6 protein-coding genes are annotated in these 18,996 nt (G+C 70.8%); all 6 read right to left on the reverse strand.

Features of this window, described 5'->3' with window-relative positions:
• Positions 1-12: 12 nt before the first annotated feature.
• The 6 genes from WME97_RS39825 to WME97_RS39850 all read right to left on the reverse strand — a co-directional run bounded on the left by WME97_RS39825 (position 13) and on the right by WME97_RS39850 (position 18,981).
• Complete coding sequence (locus WME97_RS39825; RefSeq protein WP_437545524.1) at positions 13-2,175, reverse strand: methyltransferase; 2,163 nt, start codon at positions 2,173-2,175, stop codon at positions 13-15.
• Positions 2,172-3,281 (reverse strand): saccharopine dehydrogenase NADP-binding domain-containing protein, encoded by a 1,110-nt coding sequence (locus WME97_RS39830; RefSeq protein WP_437545526.1) that lies wholly within the window; start codon positions 3,279-3,281, stop codon positions 2,172-2,174. Before WME97_RS39830 ends, WME97_RS39825 begins: the two co-directional genes overlap by 4 nt.
• On the reverse strand, positions 3,278-5,017 hold the full coding sequence (locus WME97_RS39835; RefSeq protein ID WP_437545528.1) for an ABC transporter ATP-binding protein: 1,740 nt from the start codon (positions 5,015-5,017) through the stop codon (positions 3,278-3,280). The genes WME97_RS39830 and WME97_RS39835 overlap by 4 nt, the downstream gene beginning before the upstream one ends.
• Positions 5,014-6,786 (reverse strand): ABC transporter ATP-binding protein, encoded by a 1,773-nt coding sequence (locus tag WME97_RS39840; RefSeq protein WP_437545530.1) that lies wholly within the window; start codon positions 6,784-6,786, stop codon positions 5,014-5,016. The genes WME97_RS39835 and WME97_RS39840 overlap by 4 nt, the downstream gene beginning before the upstream one ends.
• Positions 6,783-12,323 (reverse strand): amino acid adenylation domain-containing protein, encoded by a 5,541-nt coding sequence (locus WME97_RS39845; protein WP_437545532.1) that lies wholly within the window; start codon positions 12,321-12,323, stop codon positions 6,783-6,785. The genes WME97_RS39840 and WME97_RS39845 overlap by 4 nt, the downstream gene beginning before the upstream one ends.
• 112 nt (positions 12,324-12,435) lie before the next feature.
• On the reverse strand, positions 12,436-18,981 hold the full coding sequence (locus tag WME97_RS39850; protein ID WP_437545534.1) for an amino acid adenylation domain-containing protein: 6,546 nt from the start codon (positions 18,979-18,981) through the stop codon (positions 12,436-12,438).
• Positions 18,982-18,996 lie beyond the last annotated feature (15 nt).

Here is an 18,996-nt window from a genome sequence, read left to right on the forward strand (position 1 = left end):
CTCGGGTGGTCGTCAGCAGGCGGTGGCGAAGAACAGGTGCTGGCCTGCCACGGCCAGGGGTGATTCGAGCGAAGGAAGGACGAACCGCGGCACGAAGGCAGCGGCCAGGAGCTCCTCATTCCAGCCGGGCGCATCGACGAACACCTGATCGGTCCCCGCGCGCCGGTCCTCGCTGCCGAGCGGCGGCGAGCCGGCCGCCGGAGACAGCAGGAACTGCATCGCCGTGAGGATCGCGCAGTTCTCTCGTGTGGAGTCCGTGAAGATGAGCCACCCGCCGGGGGCGAGCGCGCGGCGGATGCGGCGGAGCGTCCGACCCGTATGCGCGGCGTTGTGGAGGACATTGCCCGCGAGCACGACGTCCGCCGCGTGCGGCTCCACCCCCTGCGCCGTGAAATCGATGTTGATGTCGAGCACGGCAGTGCGCATCCCGCGATGGCGGCCGAACCGCTCCTGCGCTGCGGCCGTGAACGCGCGCGCGATGTCGGTGAACAGGTAGTCGACCGGCGCGCCGTCGAGGGCCCGCAGCGCGGCTGCCGTGGTGAGCCCGGCGCCTCCGCCGAGCTCGAGCACGCGCAGCGGCCGGTGCCGCAGCTCCGCGCAGCGGCGCACGAGGTGAGCGCCGGCGGCGCTCAGGTAAGCGGTGAAGACGTTGTCCTGGTAGGCGGCGATGGTGGAGAGGTCCTGCCGCTCGCGAAACAGGAGCTGCTGAATCGAGAGCTCGTCGCGCACGAGCGCGTGCAGGCGGAGCAGCGCGGCCTGGTGGACTTCCGCCATCGCAGGCGGGAAGCCGAGCGCGGCATACGCGTCGGGCAGGTCGGCGGCCGCGCCGGCGTCCCGCAGGGCCCGTCGCCACACGTACTTATCCGCCACGTTGCTGAGCACACCGTGGTCGCACAGCGCGGCGAGCCACCGCCGGACGAGCCATGCGTGCCGCGGCGCCGCGCCCAGCGCGCCGACGATCTCCTCCGCTGTGCGCGCTTCGCCTCCCAAATGAACGGCGCCGCTCGCGACGAGCAGCTCCCCCAGGGCCCGCAGGCTGATCGCCTCGAGTCGCTGCATCGCCCCCGGCAGGTGCGCCAGGGCATCCCGCCCCGGCGCGGGCTCCAGCAGCCGAGTGAGCCTCAGCCCCGCCTCGTGGGTCTCGCCGGCCGACGGCACGCCGGGCGCCTCACCGCCAGCGTCGTCGGCGGCGGCCTCCACGGCCGCTGCGGCCAGATCCGCGGACGGGACGGCCTCCGCGTCGGCGCGCGCCGTCGCCGAGCCGAGCGCGGCGAGGATGTCGTGCCGGAGGCGGCACAGCGTGAGCTGAACCTGAGCCTCGCTGACGGCTGCGCCTGGGCTCTCAACGGCGTTGGCGAACGCCGTCAGCTCGCCGCGGGTCGCGCGCAGCCAGCTCACGGTCTCGCGCTCGGCCGGCTCGTCCGTCCCGCCGAGCAGCACGCCAGACCCCGTGGCGTGGGCGGTCCAGAGGACGTCGCCGTGAACCCCGGTCAACCTCAGCTCGCCGGCGTCGCTTCCCAGGGCGAGCTCGACGACCCTCTGCGCCTCTGTCGACACCTCGTTGCGCACGCGCAGGACGATGGGAACACCCGCGAGGCTGCCTCCGAGCACGACAGGCCCGCTCCCGAGCGGCATCGGCTCACGGATCTGCCAGGGGCGCAGGGCGCCGAGCGCGTCTCCCAGGAGGCGGAGCAGCGCCTGGATCGACGCTCTCGTGCACGTCGCCGCGACGTACCTGATCGGCGTGCGCGCGCGCAACACCTGCGCTGCGCCAAGGAACCGCCGGGATGCCGGCGTGGCAGAGGCGACCGCTGCCACGCGGAATGCGGCTCGTGAAAGGCGCGCTTGCCGCAGGCACGCGGCGAGCTCATCGTGCTCGAGCGGCGCCTCCGCCAGCACGGCGCTGCCCCGCCCCAGGAGGTCGACGGCGCGCTCGGTCACCGGCACGCCGTGCCCGGCCGCCGATACCCAGCAGCTCACGCCGGCGCCGAGGGGCGCCTGATCCGGCCGGGTCCAGAGCGGTATCCTGGCCTGATCGGCGAACCGCCGGGCGCCCTCGCTGTCGTCGGCGAGCTGGCCGATGAGGCGAAAGCGCCCGTTCAAACGCTGGAGCGCGGTCAGGTGCAGAGGACCGAACCCGACGCCGCACAGCACGAGAGGCATCCCGCCGGTCACAGGGAGCCCTCCTCGGTAGCGCCGAGCGCGTCGATCGACGTATCCAGCAGATCGAGCGCTGTCACCGCGCCGCTCTCGCGAAGGCGACCGACCGTCGACAGGGGTTCGAGCGCCGCTGCGGCGAAGTGGCGCCCTGCGGGCACCTGGCCCTGGTCCACCGCCAGCGTGGTGAGCGCGGCCAGGGTCCCCGTGAGCTCGGCGTTGCGCCGTCCGCGCATCACCAGCGTGCGCGTGACCGGGGCGCCGTCCCGCAGGCCGTCGAGCTGCGCGACGAGGAGGACGTGAGGCTCGCGTCCAGCGAGGTCGAGCAAGCTGGCCCGGCATAACGCCGCGACCGCCTCGCGGCGTTCGAGGCTGCGCGCGCGGTCGAAGGCCGTGAGGATGTGCTGGCCGGTAATGACAGTATACCAGTCTCCGCGAGCGAGCCGGAGCGACGCCGCGAGCCGCTCCCCTTCGGTGTTGAGGTAAGGCAGCAAGGTCGCCGGACCGGGGAAGAACGGGACTTCCACGTTGCGCGTGCGGGTCAGCACCCCGGAGCGACGCCCCTCTCGCCACGCCGCGAGCGGCTCGCTCACCCCGTCCGTGGCGGCCTGGAGGTAGTCGTCCGCGGCGACTTCGGTGAAGCGGTCCAGCACGCCGAAATAGCTGCGCATGCCGTGAACCTGGCTGAAAGCCCGCTGCGCCGCCCATCGCGGCAAGAGCGCGGTGAGGCCAGGCTGCAGCCCCGCCGAGAGCACGGCCACGCGCCCGCGGGTGCGGTACGCCTCGTCGTCGAGGAGCGCGTACAGCGCATCGTCACCGGCGGCGTCCACGTAGTCGGCGCCGGCTTCCACGGCTGCCCTCGCCGCGCGGTCCGCGATGGCGTGAGATGGACCGGCGCAGTTGAGCACGATCCGACACCCACCGACGAAGCGGCGCAACGACGCGTCGTCCCGAACATCGACCCCCTGGTGCTCGACCGCTCCCACGGACAGCTCCTTCGCGAGGCGGCGGGCCGCTTCGAGGTTTCGCCCGCCGATCCGCAGCGGCCCGACGCCGAGCGACACGAGCCGCCGGGCCGCTTGCGCGCCGACGTCGCCATAACCTCCCAAGATGCCGATCGTCATCCCGCAGCCTCCACCAGCCGCCATCCGTGGGCGCGGCGGCGCTCGTTCCAGAACGCCGTGTACCGCCCGTTGCGCGCCAGGAGCTCCTGATGCGTTCCCGCCTCGACGATGCGGCCGCCGTCGAGCACGAGGATCTGATCCGCGGACACGATGGTCGGCAGCCGGTGCGCGATGACCAGCAGGGTCGACCGGTTCATCAATGTGCGCATCGCGCTCTGGATGTAGCGCTCGTTCTCCGGGTCGAGCGCCGCCGTCGCCTCGTCCAGCAGCACGATGGGAGCGTCCTTGAGCACGGCTCGGGCGACCGACACCCGCTGGCGCTCCCCGCCGGACAGCGACGCTCCGCCCTCGCCGACCCGGGTCGCCAGGCCCTGCGGGAGGCGCTCGATGATCTCTTCCACGCCGGCCAGGCGGGCGGCCTCGCGCACCTCGGCGTCCGTGGCGTCCAGCCGGCCCACCCGGATGTTCGCCTCCAGCGTGTCATCGAACAGATAGACGTCCTGCATGACGAGCGACAGCTGCGTCATCAGGTCTTCCGTGGAGAGCTCGCGGACATCCACGCCGCCCACCCGCACCGAGCCCGCGTCGACATCGAAGAAGCGCGCGATCAGCCGTGTTATCGTGGTCTTCCCGGAGCCGGATGCCCCGATGATCGCCGTCATCGTCCTCGGCGCGATCCGGAAAGACACATCACGGAGCACGGGCGCGCCCGGCTGATAGCCGAACAGGGCATCGGAGAACTCGATCTCCCCCGGCGCCGCGACGGGCCTGGAGCGCTCCGGCTCGGGCAGCGGCGCCTCATCGAAGATGGCGGACAGCCGCTCCAGATCGTTGCCTGCCATCCGCAAGAGCCCGCTCCGCCCCGCGGCCTCGGCCAGCGGCCCCACGAACCTGGCGGCCAGCGCCAGCAGCGCGACAAGCTCGATCGGATCGATCGACCGATCGAGGGCGCGCACCACGCCGACCGCGATCAGCGCGGCGAACGCGAGCTGCACCGACAGCCCGCCCGCGAGCAACCTGGGGAAGGTCTGACGCAGCATCGACCCGCCTGCGGCGCGCTGCCCATCGATCGCCTCCTCCAGCGGCGCATAACCCCCCGTGGCCCGACCGAAGGCGCGCAGCACCTGCTGGTTGCGCGCGAACTCGACGACCCGGTTGCTGGCGAGCGCCCCCGCGGCGTCGACCTGCTCCTCGGTGCGGCCGATCCACGCCGACGACCAGCGGTGCGTCAGGTAGATCAGGGGCGTGCAGGCGATGGCCGTCAACCCGAGCTGCCAGTCGAAGAACAGCATGGCGACGGCGATCGTCGCGGGCGTCAGGATGCCGCTCACCACCGGGGTCAGGAGGTGGGCAAACACGTTGGTGACCATCATGGTGCCGCCCGTCGCGCTCCGTGAGAGACGGCCGACCTTCTCCGAGGAGAACCAGCCGATCGGCAGGCGGGCGACGTGGTTGCCGAGCCGGTCGTGCAGCGTGGTCAGGACGACCAGCGCGAGCGCAAAGCCCTTCATCGTCTGCTGGTAACGGGCGACGCACGTCACCGCGACGACCGCGGCCAGGAGGAGCAGCCAGCGCAGCGCCTCGCCCAGGTCCCCGCCGAGCAGCGCCTTGAGGACCGGGACGAGGAACGCCATCGCCACCCCCTGAACGACGGAGTAGACGATGAGCCAGCCGAAATAGACGTGCAGCGCCCTCGCGTGCTGCGGTCCCAGGATCTTGGTCAGTTGCCGGATCATGAGGCCACCCCCACCGCTGCGCCGGCGACCGCCATGTCGTTCTCGGCGTAGGCACGCCACATCCTGGCGTAGAGCCCGTCCGCGGCGAGCAGCGCGGAATGCGTGCCGCGCTCGCGCACGCGGCCCTCGTCGAGCACGACGATCTGGTCGACGCCGGTGATCGTCGCCAGCCGGTGGGCGATGACGATCACGGTGCGCCCGCGCGCGACCGCGGACAGCGCGTCCTGGATCTGCGCTTCTGACTCCGGATCCGCGTGCGCCGTCGCCTCGTCCAGGATCAGCACCGCGGTGTCCGCGAGCAGCGTGCGCGCGATGGACAGCCGCTGCGCTTCGCCGCCGGACAGGATGGCGTCCTCTCCGATCACGGACCGATATCCCCTGGGGAGCGCGACGAGCCGGTCGTGGATCTGCGCGGCGCGCGCGGCTTCAACGACCTCTGCGTCGCTGGCCTCGGGCCGGCCGAGGCGCAGGTTGTCGGCGACCGTGCCATGCACCAGCTGGACGTCCTGCAGAACGAAGCCGACGTTCCGGTACAGCACGTCCGGCGCGATGTTTCGTATATCGACGCCGCCGAGCAGGACAGCGCCGCCGGTCACGTCATAAAACCTGGGCACCAGCTTTGCGAGCGTGGACTTCCCGGCGCCCGAGGTCCCGACGAGAGCTGTCACCGTGCCAGGCTTGCAAGCGAAGCTCACGTCGGAGAGCACGCTCCTCGAGCCGTCGTAGCTGAACGAGACGTGATCGAACTGCACCCCCGCCCCGCGCGGCGCCTCTGGCGTCGTGGTGATGGGCAGCGACGGCTCGTCGAGCAGCGAGGACACGCGCTCCGCCGCCGCCACGGCCTTGCGCTGGGCCGTGAGCCCCTGGTTCAGCGTGAGCACCGTCTGCGGGATGACCACGGCGACCAGGGTCTCGGCGAGCAGGTCGATGGGGCTCACCCAGCCCTCTCGGATGAACCAGGCGCCGACCGTCAGGCTCACCAGCATGATCACGGGCACCGAGAGGGCCATCGAGGTCAGCGCCTCGAGCCGGAGCAGCGGCCGCACCCAGCCGGCGTACCGGTCGCTGAAATCGCTGACGGCGCGCTGGTAGCTCTGGTGAGCGCGGCCCGTCTGGCCGAACGCCTTCACGACCGCGATGCCGTGTACGAACTCGACGATCGCGGCGCTCACCCTGGCGAAGCTCGCGTCGAGCTGCATCATCTTCTCGGCGAAGCCCCGCATCATCCATGCGTAAGCGACGATGTAGATGGGCAGGGTGGCGATCGCGAGCAGCGCCAGCCGAAAGTCCAGCCAGAACAGGTACAGGAGGCCGCCGAGCGGAAGGACGATCGCCGAGACGAGCTCGACATCGTGGTGCGCGACGAGGTGGTGCAGGTCCTCCAGGTCGTCCTGGACCGCTTTGCGGACCACCCCTGACGTCTTGTCTGAGTACCACCCCAGCGGCACCTCGCCCAGCTTGCGCACCAGCGCGCGCCGCAGGATGGCCTGAAGCCGATGGTCCGCCAGGTGAGTCACCCACAGCGCCATTCCGGTGCATGTCCATCCGACGCCGAGGCCGACCACGATGATCAGCGCGACCCCGGCCACCTTCGCGCTGTCGATCGGGCCTGACGCGACGAGGATCCGCGCGAGCTCGGCGATACCGATGAACGGGACGAGCGTCGTCAGCGCCCCGACGCCGCCCAGGAAGATCCCGAGCCGCGACAGCCCTGCTATCGGGCGGCGCAGCGCGCGGAGCGCCCCGTCCTTCTGCTGATTCTCTCTCATGTGTGGCGCAACGATACCGCGAGGTGCTCGGCCACGACATTCACATGTGGCGGCTCGATGACGCTGAAATGGTTGCCGGGCACGTCGATCAGCTTGAACTCGCCGAGGCAGACGCCTTCCCAGAACGGCGCCGTCAGGTGCCCGACGCCCGCGGTGATGCCGAAGGATTGCTCCTCGTCGCACCGCAAGAACGTCATATCGCCGACGTACGGCTCCGGATCGAACCGCGCGGCGCGCATGCTATGCCTGCAGGTCCTGAACAGCGCCGGAATGAGCTCGGGTCCGACGGGCACCCCGGCCTGGGCGGCCGCCGCCTTCGCATAGCTGGCCAGGCGCTCGTCCTGACTGCGCGCGGACTGCCTGCGCACCGCGGCGGCGACCGATTCCAGCCCGGGGTCTCCGCCGAGCCGGGCCATTGCGCCGGCCGGAATCTTGCGATTGTACTCGACCATCAGCTTCTCGATGGCGCGGTACACGTCGGCGCTTTCGACGTCGTCGCCGAAGACGGCCTTCACCGGATCCAGGTTCAAATTCGGCGCGAAGATCGCCTCGAACGCGAGCTCCTCGTCGGTCTCGATGAACATCGGGATGCTGTCGACGAGCGCCAGGTCCACCGACATGCCGCGCTCGAGAAGCCGGCGGGCCACCTCGGTGGCGAGCAGCCCGCCGAGGCAGTAGCCGATGAGCTGAAACCGCGTGAAACCTTCGTCGATGAGCCGCTGCGCGTAATCGTCGGACACGCGCGCGACGAGCTCCTTCGGGGGGATCGCGAGGTACAGCTCGGGGTCGGCGACGGCGAAGCCCAGGACGGGCCCCAGGTTCTGGGCGGCGAGCGCCCGTCCCAGGTGCTGGAAGTAATCCATGGTGCCCAGCGCCGCGTGGAACATCACGCGCGCCGGCCCGTCCCCGCCGCCGAACGAGAGGATCAACGAATTGCTGCCCTCGCGACGCTGCGCGACCTGCGCGGTCTTGCCGCCGCTGGAGGACGCCTCCGCGCCCGGCCCAGCGCCGCTCGACGCGTGCGCTGCGCCGTCTTGCCTGCGCAGCGCGCGCGCGAGCGCGTCGACCGTCGGCTCATTGAGCATCTGCCGCAGTAGCGTGTCGTAGGCGAACGGCGCCGCTTCCGGCACCTCGTCGCGCAGTCGACCTGCCACCCTGGCGAGGATCAGCGAGTCGGCGCCGCGGTCGTAGAAGTTCTCTCCCTTGCCGATCCGCGCGATGCCGAGAGCGCTCGCCCAGAGCGCACACAGCCGGCTCTCCAGCTCGTCCAGCGTCGCATCGGCCTCCTTCCCGGCGCTGTCGATGAACGCCGCGGGCCGCAGGGCGGCGAGCGCCTTGCGGTTGACCTTGCCGTTCGCCGTGAGCGGCAGCCGGTCGACGACCTGCAGATGAGCAGGCACCATGTGCGCTGGCAGCCGCTGCCCGAGGAAGCTCGTGAGCTCGTCGGTCCCGACCCGGGCCCGGTCGGTCTTGAATCGCGCAGCGAACATGTGCATGCCATAGGCCGCCATCGGATGGTCGTCGTCCGGCAGGCGGAGCACCAGCTCACCGCCGCTCTTCGCGATCAGGCCTTGCCACTGCTCGGTGGACAGGAACTTGGTGGTGCCGCGTTCCCGGTCCGCGCCCGAGGGGTCCATCATGAAGCCCTGGGTGAGCAGGACGTGCGGGTGATCGGCGGTAGGCTCGGTGAACACGAGCCACCCCGACGGCCCGAGCAGCTCCACCGCGGCCGCCACCGCAGCTTCGACGTTGCGGGTGCTGTTGAGCATTCCGGCGCACAGCACGACGTCCGCGGAGTTCGGCAGCAGGCCCTGGGCCCGGTAGTCCTCGTTCAGATCGAGCTGCCCGAATCGGACCCACGGGCGCTCCTGGAACCGCTCGCGCGCGTCGGCCAGGAAGAAGGCTGTCAGGTCCGTGAACAGGTAGTCGACGTCATGGCCGTCGAGCATCGGGAGGACCACGCCGGTGGTGGCCCCCGTGCCGGCGCCGATCTCGATCACCCGCAGGGGGGCGCCGTCCGTATGCGCGGCGGCGATCCGGTACAGGAGCGCCGCGACCGCGTGGTTGTTGTAACGCGCGATCGCGTCGTCGCGGTACACCGAGAGCGCCACGTCGTGCTTCCCTTGCGGGAACAGCAGCTCGAACGGGTTCTGCTGGTTCTCGAGCAAGGCGTGCAGCCGCTCCACGTGCGCTCTGTGGTACTGAACGAACTCGGGCGTACACAGCCCGGACGACGACGCCAGCTCCTCGAACCGCCGCCAGGCGTCGTGGACCGCCGCCGCGTCGGCGCCCCTGCGCTGCGCGTAACGGCGGCTCTCCTCGTGGTACGTGAGCCATCCCGCCTCCGAAAGGAGCCCCAGCCAGCGGCGAACGAGCCAGTGATGGCGGTCGTGGACGCGCGCCTCGCGCAGGATCTCCTCGGCCGAGTGCGTGTCGCGCGGACCGGCGAAGAGCCCGCGCTCGGAAAGCGCGTTCATCATGGACGCGAACGAGGCGTCGCGCAGCGCTCGGTTCGCCTCGGTCACCTGGGCCGCGGTCACGCCCCTGACCTCCTTGTCGGCGAACTGCCGCGCCGCAGACACGACACGGGCCTGCGACGTGGCCAGATCCTCGTCTGAAGGCGCGCTGCGCCGCGCGAGCTCGACAAAGCCGAGCAGCGCGCGATCCGTGGAGTCCTTGCCGGCCACCACGGCCGCGGCGGCGCCGACCGCCGGATGCGCGAGCAGCGCGGCCTCGATCTCGCCGAGCTCGATCCGGTGCCCGCGAATCTTGACCTGGCTGTCCTCGCGTCCGAGGAACTCGATGGATCCGCCGGGGAGATAGCGCCCGAGATCTCCCGTCCTGTAGAGGCGCTGTCCATCGACGGGATGGTTGAAGAAGCGCGCTGCCGTGAGCTCCGGATCACCCAGGTACCCCGCCGCAAGGCCGTGCCCGGTGATGTACAGCTCTCCAGGGACCCACACCGGCGCGTCGCGGAGCGACTCGTCGAGGACGCGGAAACCCTGGTTGGCGAGCGGCACCCCGTAGGGGATGCTCGTCCACGCCGGGTCGACGCGGTCGATGCGATGGTAATTCGACCAGATGGCCGCCTCGGTCGCGCCCCCGAGCCCGATGAGCGTCAGGTCAGGAATGAACCGGCGGATCTGGTCGGGCAGCGTGACGGGGATCCAGTCGCCGGACAGCAGCGCCATGCGCAACGAGCGAACCGCGACCGGCTCTGTCTGCAGGTAGCTCGCCAGCATCTGAAGCTGCGCAGGCACGGAGTTCCACAGGGTCACCTCATGCTTCACGAGGAGATCCGCCCAGTGGGAGGGATCGGCGCCGCGGTCGGGATCCGGGAGAACGAGCGTCCCTCCGAGGGCGAGCGTGCCGAAGATGTCGTACACGGACAGGTCGAAGCCGAGCTGGGCGAGGCCCAGCACCCGGTCCGATCCGGTCACCCCGAAGCGACGGTTGATGTCGTCGATCGTGTTCAGCGCCGCCCGGTGGGTGATCATGACCCCCTTCGGGTCACCCGTGGAGCCGGAGGTGTAGATCACGTACGCCAGCGCGTCGGGGTCGCCCATCGGCGCTTCGGGGAAGGTCTGCGCAGGCGCCAGCGTGTCCACGTCGATCACGCGCAGGCCGTCCGGCAGCTTGGCCTCCGCGGAGATCCACGACTGGGTCAGGACCTGTCGCACCGCCGCGTTCGACAGCACCTTCTCGATGCGCAGCCGTGGCTGCGTGGCGTCCAGCGGCAGATAGGCCCCGCCGGCGAGCAGCACGCCCAGCACCGCGACGACCTGCTCGATCCCCTTGTTCATGACGACGGCGACCCGGTCGCCCGCGGAACAGCCGCCGTCCCGAAGCGCCTGCGCGACGGACGCCGCCCTCATCGCGAGGTCGCGGTACGTCAAGCTGCCCGCGTGGCCGATCACCGCCGCCGCGCCGGGGTCGCGGGCGGCCTGCTCCAGGAACCCTCGGTGCAAGAGGGAGTCCGGCAGCGGACAGCCTGTCTGATTGACCCGCTCGCGCTCCTGCGCCTGCCATCCGGGCAACGCGACCGGCTCGACGGCCTCCCATGCCTCGGGGCGCTCCGCGAGATCCTCCAGCAGCCGCTGCAGCGCGCCGAACATGTCGTCGATGAGGCCGTCCGGGAAGATGCCCTGACGCACGTCCCAGTTGACCTCGAGCCCGTCGGCGTCATCCATGACCTGACAATCGAGGTAGACCTGCGGGGTCTGCGTGACGCCATGGCCGAAGCGCCGGCCGCTGCTGGGTCGTCGCCGTGAGCCGAGGCCGATGGCGCTGGTGAAGACGACCGGCATCAGCGCGGCTTCTCGCCCGCGCCTGCGGGTCATCTCGCGCAGCACCTCGACCCCCGTGAACAGCCGGTGGTCGAGATCGGCGAACATCTGATCGCCGAGCCGCGCAGCCCATTCCTTGAAGCTGCGCCCGGTCGCCGCCTGCACGTCCATGAGGCTGACCGACGTGAAGTCTCCGACGATCCGGTCGACGTGCGGATGCAGCGGCAGGCGGTTGAGCAGCGTGAGGTTGAGGCTGAACCGTTGACGGCGGCTCCAGCGCTGCAGCACCGCCGCATAGGCGCCCAGCACGGCGATCGAGGCCGTGAGACCTCGCTCGCCTGCGCGCTGCCGGAGGCGCTCCCAGCGCTCGGCGGACAGGCGGCAGTGGTGGCGGCGGAAGCGCACGGGCCCCGCTTCCGCGGCGGGTGGAAGCGTCGGGAGCTCGGGCGCGGGGGGCAGATCGTTGACGCGCGAGAGCCAGTACTGGCGGTCACGCTGGTAACGCCCGGTCTCGCGCAGCCGCCGCTCCGCGAAGATGTAATCGCGAAAGCGGAGGTCCAGCGGTCGCAGCTCGTCGCTGCGGCCGGCGAGGATGAGGTCGAGCTCCTCGAAGAAGATCCCGGCGCTCGCCCAGTCGGCGATCAGCGAGTCGAGCGAGAAGTGCACGACGTCACCGCCGCTGGTGCGGGTATGCCGGAGCTCGAACAGCGGCCATGCGGTGGTCTCGTACATCCGGTGGTCCATCTCGGCGCGGATGCCGCATAGCGCGCGCTCCACCTCGGCCGCGGACGCGCCGCGGAGGTCCGTCGACTGGATGGGGTACCGAGGCACCGTGGGCAGGACGCGCTGGTAGCCGTCCTGCTCGATGACGGCGCGCAGCATCTCATGCCGCTCGATCAGCAGGTTCCAGGCGTCGGCGAGGCGCGCAGGGTCGAGCTCTGGATACGTCACCTCCAGGTACCCGTGGCAGGCGACGCCGCCGTAACCGAAGGAGCTCTGGCGCCCCAGCAGGTAGGCCGTCTGCACGTCGGTGAGCGGGAACGGCTCATGACGCCCCTGCTCGTCCGCGGCGACGACCACCCCCTGGTTCGCTGCCAGAAAATCGATGATCTGCGCCTTGTGCGTGCGCAGCACCGTCATCTTGTCTTCCGTGAGCAAACCTTTGGGCGCACGGAACCGGAGCTGCCCCGATTCCGTCCACAGATCGACACCCAGCGTCTTCAGCTCTTCGATGATCCCGGCAACGGGCATGGACGTAAGCTCCTGTAGCTTGTTGACGACAAGCGTCACATCAGACGATGAACTCCCCGGCGAAGCGCTCTCCCGCGCGCCGGGCTCCGGCGCGCCACCGCGGCGGACGCCGCTAGAGCACGCCCTCCTCGATCTCCTGGCCGGCCTCGTGCTCGGCGGCGAGCGCCGCTGCGACCTCGCGCAACGTCGGTCCGTTGAACAGGCGCCTCAGCGGCAACATGATGGCATGGCGCTGATTCACGGCTTCGATGAAGCGCGTCGCGAGGAGGCTGTCGCCGCCCAGCTGGAAGAAGCTCTGATGGCGGCCGACGCTGGCGACGGCCAGGAGCTCGCTCCAGAGCGCCGCGACGGCATGCTCCCATTCACCCTGCGGGGGCTCGACCTCCCGGGCGTCGGGCTCGGCTTCCGCCGAGATCAGCCTGACGATCTCGGCATGGTTGACCTTGCCGTTCGCGCTGAGCGGCAGCTGAGCCAGCACCACGATCCTCTCTGGCACCATGTGAATCGGCAGGCTCAGGGTGACATGGTCGCGCAGCTGCTCCGCGCTGAGCTCCGCGGCAGCAGGGACCACGGCGGCGGCGAGGCGCCCGGAGGCCGCCACGGCCACCGCGTTCCGCACGCCGGGGTGCGACCTCAGAGCCGCTTCCACCTCGCCGAGCTCGATGCGATGCCCGCGGATCTTGACCTGGGTGTCGGTGCGGCCGAGGAACTCCAGCGCGCCGTCAGGCCAGTAACGCCCGACGTCGCCCGTGCGATACCACCGCGCGCCGTCTCCTACGAACTTGCGAGCCGTCAGATCCGGCGCGGCGCGGTAACCGCGCGCCACCCCGAGACCACCGATCCACAGCTCGCCCGGCACCCAGTCCGGACAGTCGCGGCCATGCGCGTCCACCACGCGGAAGAGCTGGTTGCGCAAGGGATAGCCGTAGGGGATCGAACGCCACGACGGCTGGACTCCATCCACCTCGAAGAAGTTGGACCAGATCGAGGCCTCGGTGGCGCCGCCGAGCGCGATGAACCGACACCCCGGCCGCTGCGCGGCGAGCCGCGCGGGCAGATCCGTCCTGATCCAGTCGCCCGAGACGAGCGCCAGGCGGAGGGCGCCCGGCGGCTCCGCCGCGCTGCTGACGATGAGCAGCATGTCGAGCAAGGTCGGAACGCTGTTCCAGATCGTCACCTCATGCCGACACACCAGCTCATGCCAGCGCCTCGCATCGCGCCGCGATTCCTCCTCGATCAAGACCAGCGAGCCGCCGGCGGACAGCAGGCCGAAGATATCGTAGACGGACAGATCGAAATCCAGCGCAGACACGGCCAGGACGCGGTCTTCCGGGCCGACACCGAAGCGTTGATTGATGTCCAGCACCGTGTTCAGCGCGGCGCGATGGGTGATTTCAACGCCCTTCGGCTCGCCGGTCGATCCGGAGGTGAAGATGATGTACGCCAGCTGCTCTGCGTCGATCGCCGCCGGGCTCGGCGCGGGCGCAGACGCCATCGCCTGGCCGAACACACACGGACGAACGCCCTCGGGCCAGCACCTCGGCTCCGGGCCGGTGACGACGACCCGGACCCCTGCCTGTCCCAGCATCCGGTCGCGGCGCGCGTCGGGTTGATCCACCCCGACCGGCAGGTAGGCGGCTCCGGCCGCCAGCACGCCCAGCACCGCGGCGATCTGATCGGGCCCCTTGGGCAGGTTCACGGCGACGACATCGCCTGTCGCCACGCCTTGCTCGGCCAGCGCCGCCGAGAGGCGCAGCGCGCGCGACGCGAGCTCGCCATAGCTCATCACGTCGGCCTCGCCCCAGCGCAATGCGATCCGCTGCGGCTGCTCGCGCGCCAGGTCGAAGAACGCGCGGTGCAGGCTTTGCCGTGGGCTCTCTCCGGCGGTCGCGTTGACGAGCGCGCGCACGCGCCGCTGCGGCTCGGGCAGGAGATCGGGCACGGGCAGGTGCCACTCGGAGCTGCTCAGCCAGCTCAGCTCGCGCAGGTACGCGTCGAACATCGTGGCGATCAGGCCCGCCGGGAACAGGTCCTCGACCACGTCCCAGTTCAGGGCGATGCCGCCCTCGGCCTCTATCACCTGATGGTCGAGCCACACCTGCGGGGTCTGCGTCAGGCCCCACACCTGCTTCCTGAAGGGGCCGCTCGCCGGCGCAGCGGTGCCGCCGGGGACGCCGAGTGCGCTCGTGAACACCACCGGCATGGTCAGGCTCGGCGCGCCGCTCAGCCTTCCCAGCTCGCGAACGAGCGAGATGCTCGAGACGTCGCGATGGTCGAGCGCGTCGCCCAGCTCCTGCTGGACGCGCCGGGCTCGCGTCACCCAGCTCTCGCCGGCGGCGGGCCGGTATCCGACCAACGTGAGCGACGTGAAATCGCCCATGACCGCGTGGATGTCGGGATGCACCTCGCGGCGATCGAAGAGCGTCAGGTTGAGCGTGAGGTCGGGGCGACTGCACCAGCGGCTGAGCACCTCGGCGAACGCCGTGAGCAGGACCGTGGACGGCGTGATGCCGTGCTCGCCTGCGCGTTCGACGATGCGGCGCCATCGGCTCGCGTCGACGCTGCCCTCGTGGCGCGTGAAGCGCGGGCGCCCCACCTCGGCCGGATCTCTGGCGAGCGGCAGCTGCGGCGCCGGCGGCAGCTCTGGCAGCTTCTTCGCCCAGTACGCCCGCGCGGCGGCGAGCGCCTCCGACCCCGGCGTGCACGTCAGCACGTAGTCGCGGAAGGACAGCCCGATCGGCGGCAAAGCAGCGTCGGGAGCCTCGTAGAGCGCGGTGAGCTCCGCGTAGAAGGTGAGGATGCTGAGCGCGTCGAGGATGAGGTTGTCGAGGCTGATACCGAGGCGCGTCCGGTTGCCCGACCGCACCGCCCGCATGCCGAACAGCGGCCAGCGGGTCGGCTCGAAGACCCAGTGTGAGCAGTCGCGCCGCAGCGCCTCGTACGCCTGAGCCGGGTCTTCGCCGGCGTCGACGACCTCTATCGTGAACCGCGGCACGTCCGCGAGGATGCGCTGCTGGCCCTGCTCATCGAAGACGGCGCGCAACATCTCGTGCCGCCGCACCAGCACGTTGACGGCCGCCTCCAGCCGCGACACGTCGAGATCGACGACGTCGTACTCGCGGTAGAACTGGCAGGCGACGCCCCCGAGCGTGAAGCTCTCGTCACGACCCAGCCAGTAGGCCCGCTGCACCTCGGTCGGCGGGAAGGGCTTATGGCGGTTCTCCGGATCGGCGACCAGGGCCGGCAGCGCCGGAGCGCTTGCGCCGAGCGACAACGTGGCAGCGAACTCGGCCAGCGTCGGACGGGCGAACAGATCGGCCAGCTTGACGCCGTCGAGGCCGACCTCGCGCAGCCGGCGCACGAGGCGTGTCGCCAGGAGGGAGTCGCCGCCCGCGGAGAAGAAGTTGTCCTCGCGGCCCACCTCCGGCACCTTGAGCAGCTCGGCCCACACCCCGGCGACCCGGCGTTCCACCTCGCCGACCGGCGCGGTCACGGTCGCCTTGGCCTGAAGGGCCATGGTGTTCACCGCTCGCTGCAAGGCGTTGCGATCGATCTTGCCGTTGGGCGTGAGCGGCAGGCTCCTGCAGCGCCACAGGTGATCCGGCACCATCACGGCGGGGAGGCGGTTCACCAGGAACTCGCGCAGATCCGCGAGCTCCGGCGGCGGTTGCCGCAGATCGATGATCTCGCCTGCCTCAGGCACATCGATCCTCGGATCCTCCGAGGTGATGGCCGCATAGAGCCCGCGTTCACCCAGCACCGCGACAGCCTGGCTGACGCCGGGATAACCCCCGACCGCGGCCTCGATCTCGCCGAGCTCGATGCGGTGCCCGCGCAGCTTCACCTGGAAGTCGGCGCGCCCGAGGAACTCCACGCTGCCGTCGGCCCAGTAACGCGCGCGGTCACCGGTGCGGTACCAGCGCGTCCCGTCCGCCTGGAGAAACTTGTTCGCCGTCTTCTCTCGGTCGCCACGATAGCCGCGCGCCACGCCGGCGCCGCCGATCCACAGCTCGCCCGGGACGAAGTCCGGACAGTCGCGCCCCAGAGGATCGACGACGCGCAGCTGCACGTTGCCGAGGGGCTTGCCGTACGGCACCGACTTCCAGTGCGGAGGCACCTCGGTGACCTCGCAGATCGTGGAGTGGATGGCTGTCTCGGTGGTGCCGCCCAGCGCGATGAAGCGGCAGCGCGGAGCGCGCTGCGCGAGGCGGCCCGGCAGATCGAGGGTCACCCAGTCGCCGCCCAGGAGCACCGCGCGGAGCGGCAGCGGACCGGGACCGTCGCCGGCCGCAGCGAGCGTGATATCGAGCAGGGCCGGCACGCAGTTGAGGACGGTCACGCGATGGCGGCGCAGCAGCTCGACCCAGACCGCTGCATCGCGACGCGCCGACTCCTCGACGCAGACCACGGCGCCGCCGGCCGACAGCGGCGCGAAGATGTCGTACACCGACAGATCGAACTCCAGCGCGGACAGGGCGAGCGTCCGGTCGGCCGCGCCCAGCGAAAGGCGCTGGTTCAGATCATCGATGGTGTTCATCGCTGCGGCGTGCGTGATCTCCACGCCTTTCGGCTCGCCCGTCGAACCGGAGGTGAACAGGATGTAGGCGAGATCCGAGTCCGCGCCGGCCAGCGGCTCCGCCAGCGAGGCCTGCCCCTCCGGGACGTCATCGAGCACGAGGGCGGCGCCAGCGGCGTCGAGGATGCGCTGACGGCGCAGCGCGGGTTGATCCACGCTGATCGGAAGGTATGTGGCGCCGGCGGCCAGCACGCCCAGCACGGCGACGATCTGGCTCGGCCCCTTGGGCAGCTGGATCGCCACCACGTCGCCTGCGCTCACGCCGTGCTCGCGCAGGTAGCCCGCCACGCGCAGCGCGCGCTGCCGGAGCTCCCCGTAAGAGACCCTGCCGCCTTCGCCCCACAGGAGAGCAGGCGCCTCCGGCTGTCGCTTCGCGAGCTCGAAGAAGCCGTCGTGCAGGCGCTTGCCGGAGACGGCCGTCCTTGTCGCGTTCGCGGCGACACGCACCTTCAGCTGCTCTCCCGGGAGCAGCGCTGGCACAGGCTGCCGCCAGGCTTCCTCATAGGCCAGCAGGCGCTCCAGCAAGCGGCCGTGCGCGTCGAACATCGCGTCCAGCACGCCCGGCGCAAACGCGTCTTCACGCGCATCCAGGTTGACCAGCAGGCCGCCGTCGAGCTCCGTGACCTGCGCGTCCAGCCACACCTGCGGCCCCTGGGAGATGATCCAGGACGCCCTCCCGAAGCGCTGCTTCACCACCTCCGGGAACAGCTCGCCCAGGCCGAGCGCGCTCGTGTACACGACAGGGGCCAGCACCTGCTCGCCTCGCTGCCGGGAGAGGTCGCGCAGCACCTCGACGCCCGAATACCCCACGTGCTCCGCGTCCGCGTGGAACTGGGCCTGCAGGCGCTGCGCGCGTTCAGCGAACGTGCCGGGCGCCGCGCCGTCCCAGGCCAGGAGCACCGAGGAGGTGAAGTCGCCCACCAGCATCCCGACGTCCGGGTGCAAGGGCTCTCGGTCGAACATCGGCAGGTTCATCAAGAACCGAGGCTCCGCGCTCCAGGCGGTCAGCGTCTCCGCGAACACCGCCGCCATCGCCATGGCCGGCGTGAGGCCGTGGCGCGCCGCCAGAGACGCGAAGGCGCGCACCTGCTCCGGAGCGAGCCAGCGATGGCGCCGCACCACCGTCGTGGCGCCCACGTTCACGTGGTAGGGAGCGGCGGGCAGCTCCGGCGCAGCGGGAAGATCGCTCAAGCGAGCTTGCCAGTACGCTCGGTCGGCGTTCCGCGACCGCTGGCCCTTGACGCTCGCGCGGCTGGCCTCGCGCTCCGCCAGGTAGCGCGGATAGCTCGTGTTGATCGGGGGCAGCGGCTGCGAGCCGGCATAGAGGTGCGCCAGGTCGGCCAGCAGCACCCGCAGGCTGAGCGCGTCGGCGGCCACCATGTCCAGGTTCACATGCAGGCGCGTGCCGCCCGCGCGGATCGCGTCCGGCAGGAGCGAGATCTGGATGTCGAACACCTCGCCGGCAGCCAGATCCAGCGTCCGATGCGACAGCGTCCGGCGCAGCTCGGCGAGCGCCTCTTGCGCCGCCTCGGCCGACAGGGCGCGCAGATCGTGGACTTTCAGCCCACGCCCGCGGCTGTCGGGCAGGATCTGCTGGCGGCCATCGCTCAGGATCTGCACGCGCAACATGCCGTGCCGCGCGAGCAGCTCCCGTACGGCAGACTCCAGCCGCGCGGGGTCGACCCGCTCGCCATCGAACTCGTTGTAGAAATGCGCGGCGACGCCGCCCAGCTGCTGGCCTTGCTCGCGGCCGACCCAGTACGCGTGCTGCATCAGCGCGAGATCGAAGGGCGCCGCCTCGTCGATGGTGGCCGCGGCGGGCGAACGCTCGTCGCGTTCGCCCTTGGTACAGCTTCGCTCTCCTATCAGCGCCTTCCAGGCGGACACCCGCGGGTTCGCCGCGAGCTCGGCGAAGTCGACCTCGATGCCTTGCCGCCGCCACCTGCCGGCGAGGCGCATCATCGTGATCGAGTCCATCCCGAGCTCGATCAGGTTGCTGTCTTCACGGACGGTCTCGGCCACCACGCCGAGCACGCTCGCGACCGTCTCCCTCAGATCCGAGGAGGCGACTTCGTCGTGCATTCGCTGTGTCTGTTC

Source organism: Sorangium sp. So ce367 (assembly GCF_051520455.1).
In the GTDB taxonomy this organism is placed as follows: domain Bacteria; phylum Myxococcota_A; class Polyangia; order Polyangiales; family Polyangiaceae; genus Sorangium; species Sorangium cellulosum_B.

Excerpts from the sequence above, each read along its gene's own strand:
- WME97_RS39830 (WP_437545526.1), bottom strand. The coding sequence starts at position 3,281 with ATGACGATCGGCATCTTGGGAGGTTATGGCGACGTCGGCGCGCAAGCG.
- WME97_RS39835 (WP_437545528.1), bottom strand. The coding sequence starts at position 5,017 with ATGATCCGGCAACTGACCAAGATCCTGGGACCGCAGCACGCGAGGGCG.
- WME97_RS39840 (WP_437545530.1), bottom strand. The coding sequence starts at position 6,786 with ATGAGAGAGAATCAGCAGAAGGACGGGGCGCTCCGCGCGCTGCGCCGC.
- WME97_RS39845 (WP_437545532.1), bottom strand. The coding sequence starts at position 12,323 with ATGCCCGTTGCCGGGATCATCGAAGAGCTGAAGACGCTGGGTGTCGAT.
- WME97_RS39850 (WP_437545534.1), bottom strand. The coding sequence starts at position 18,981 with ATGCACGACGAAGTCGCCTCCTCGGATCTGAGGGAGACGGTCGCGAGC.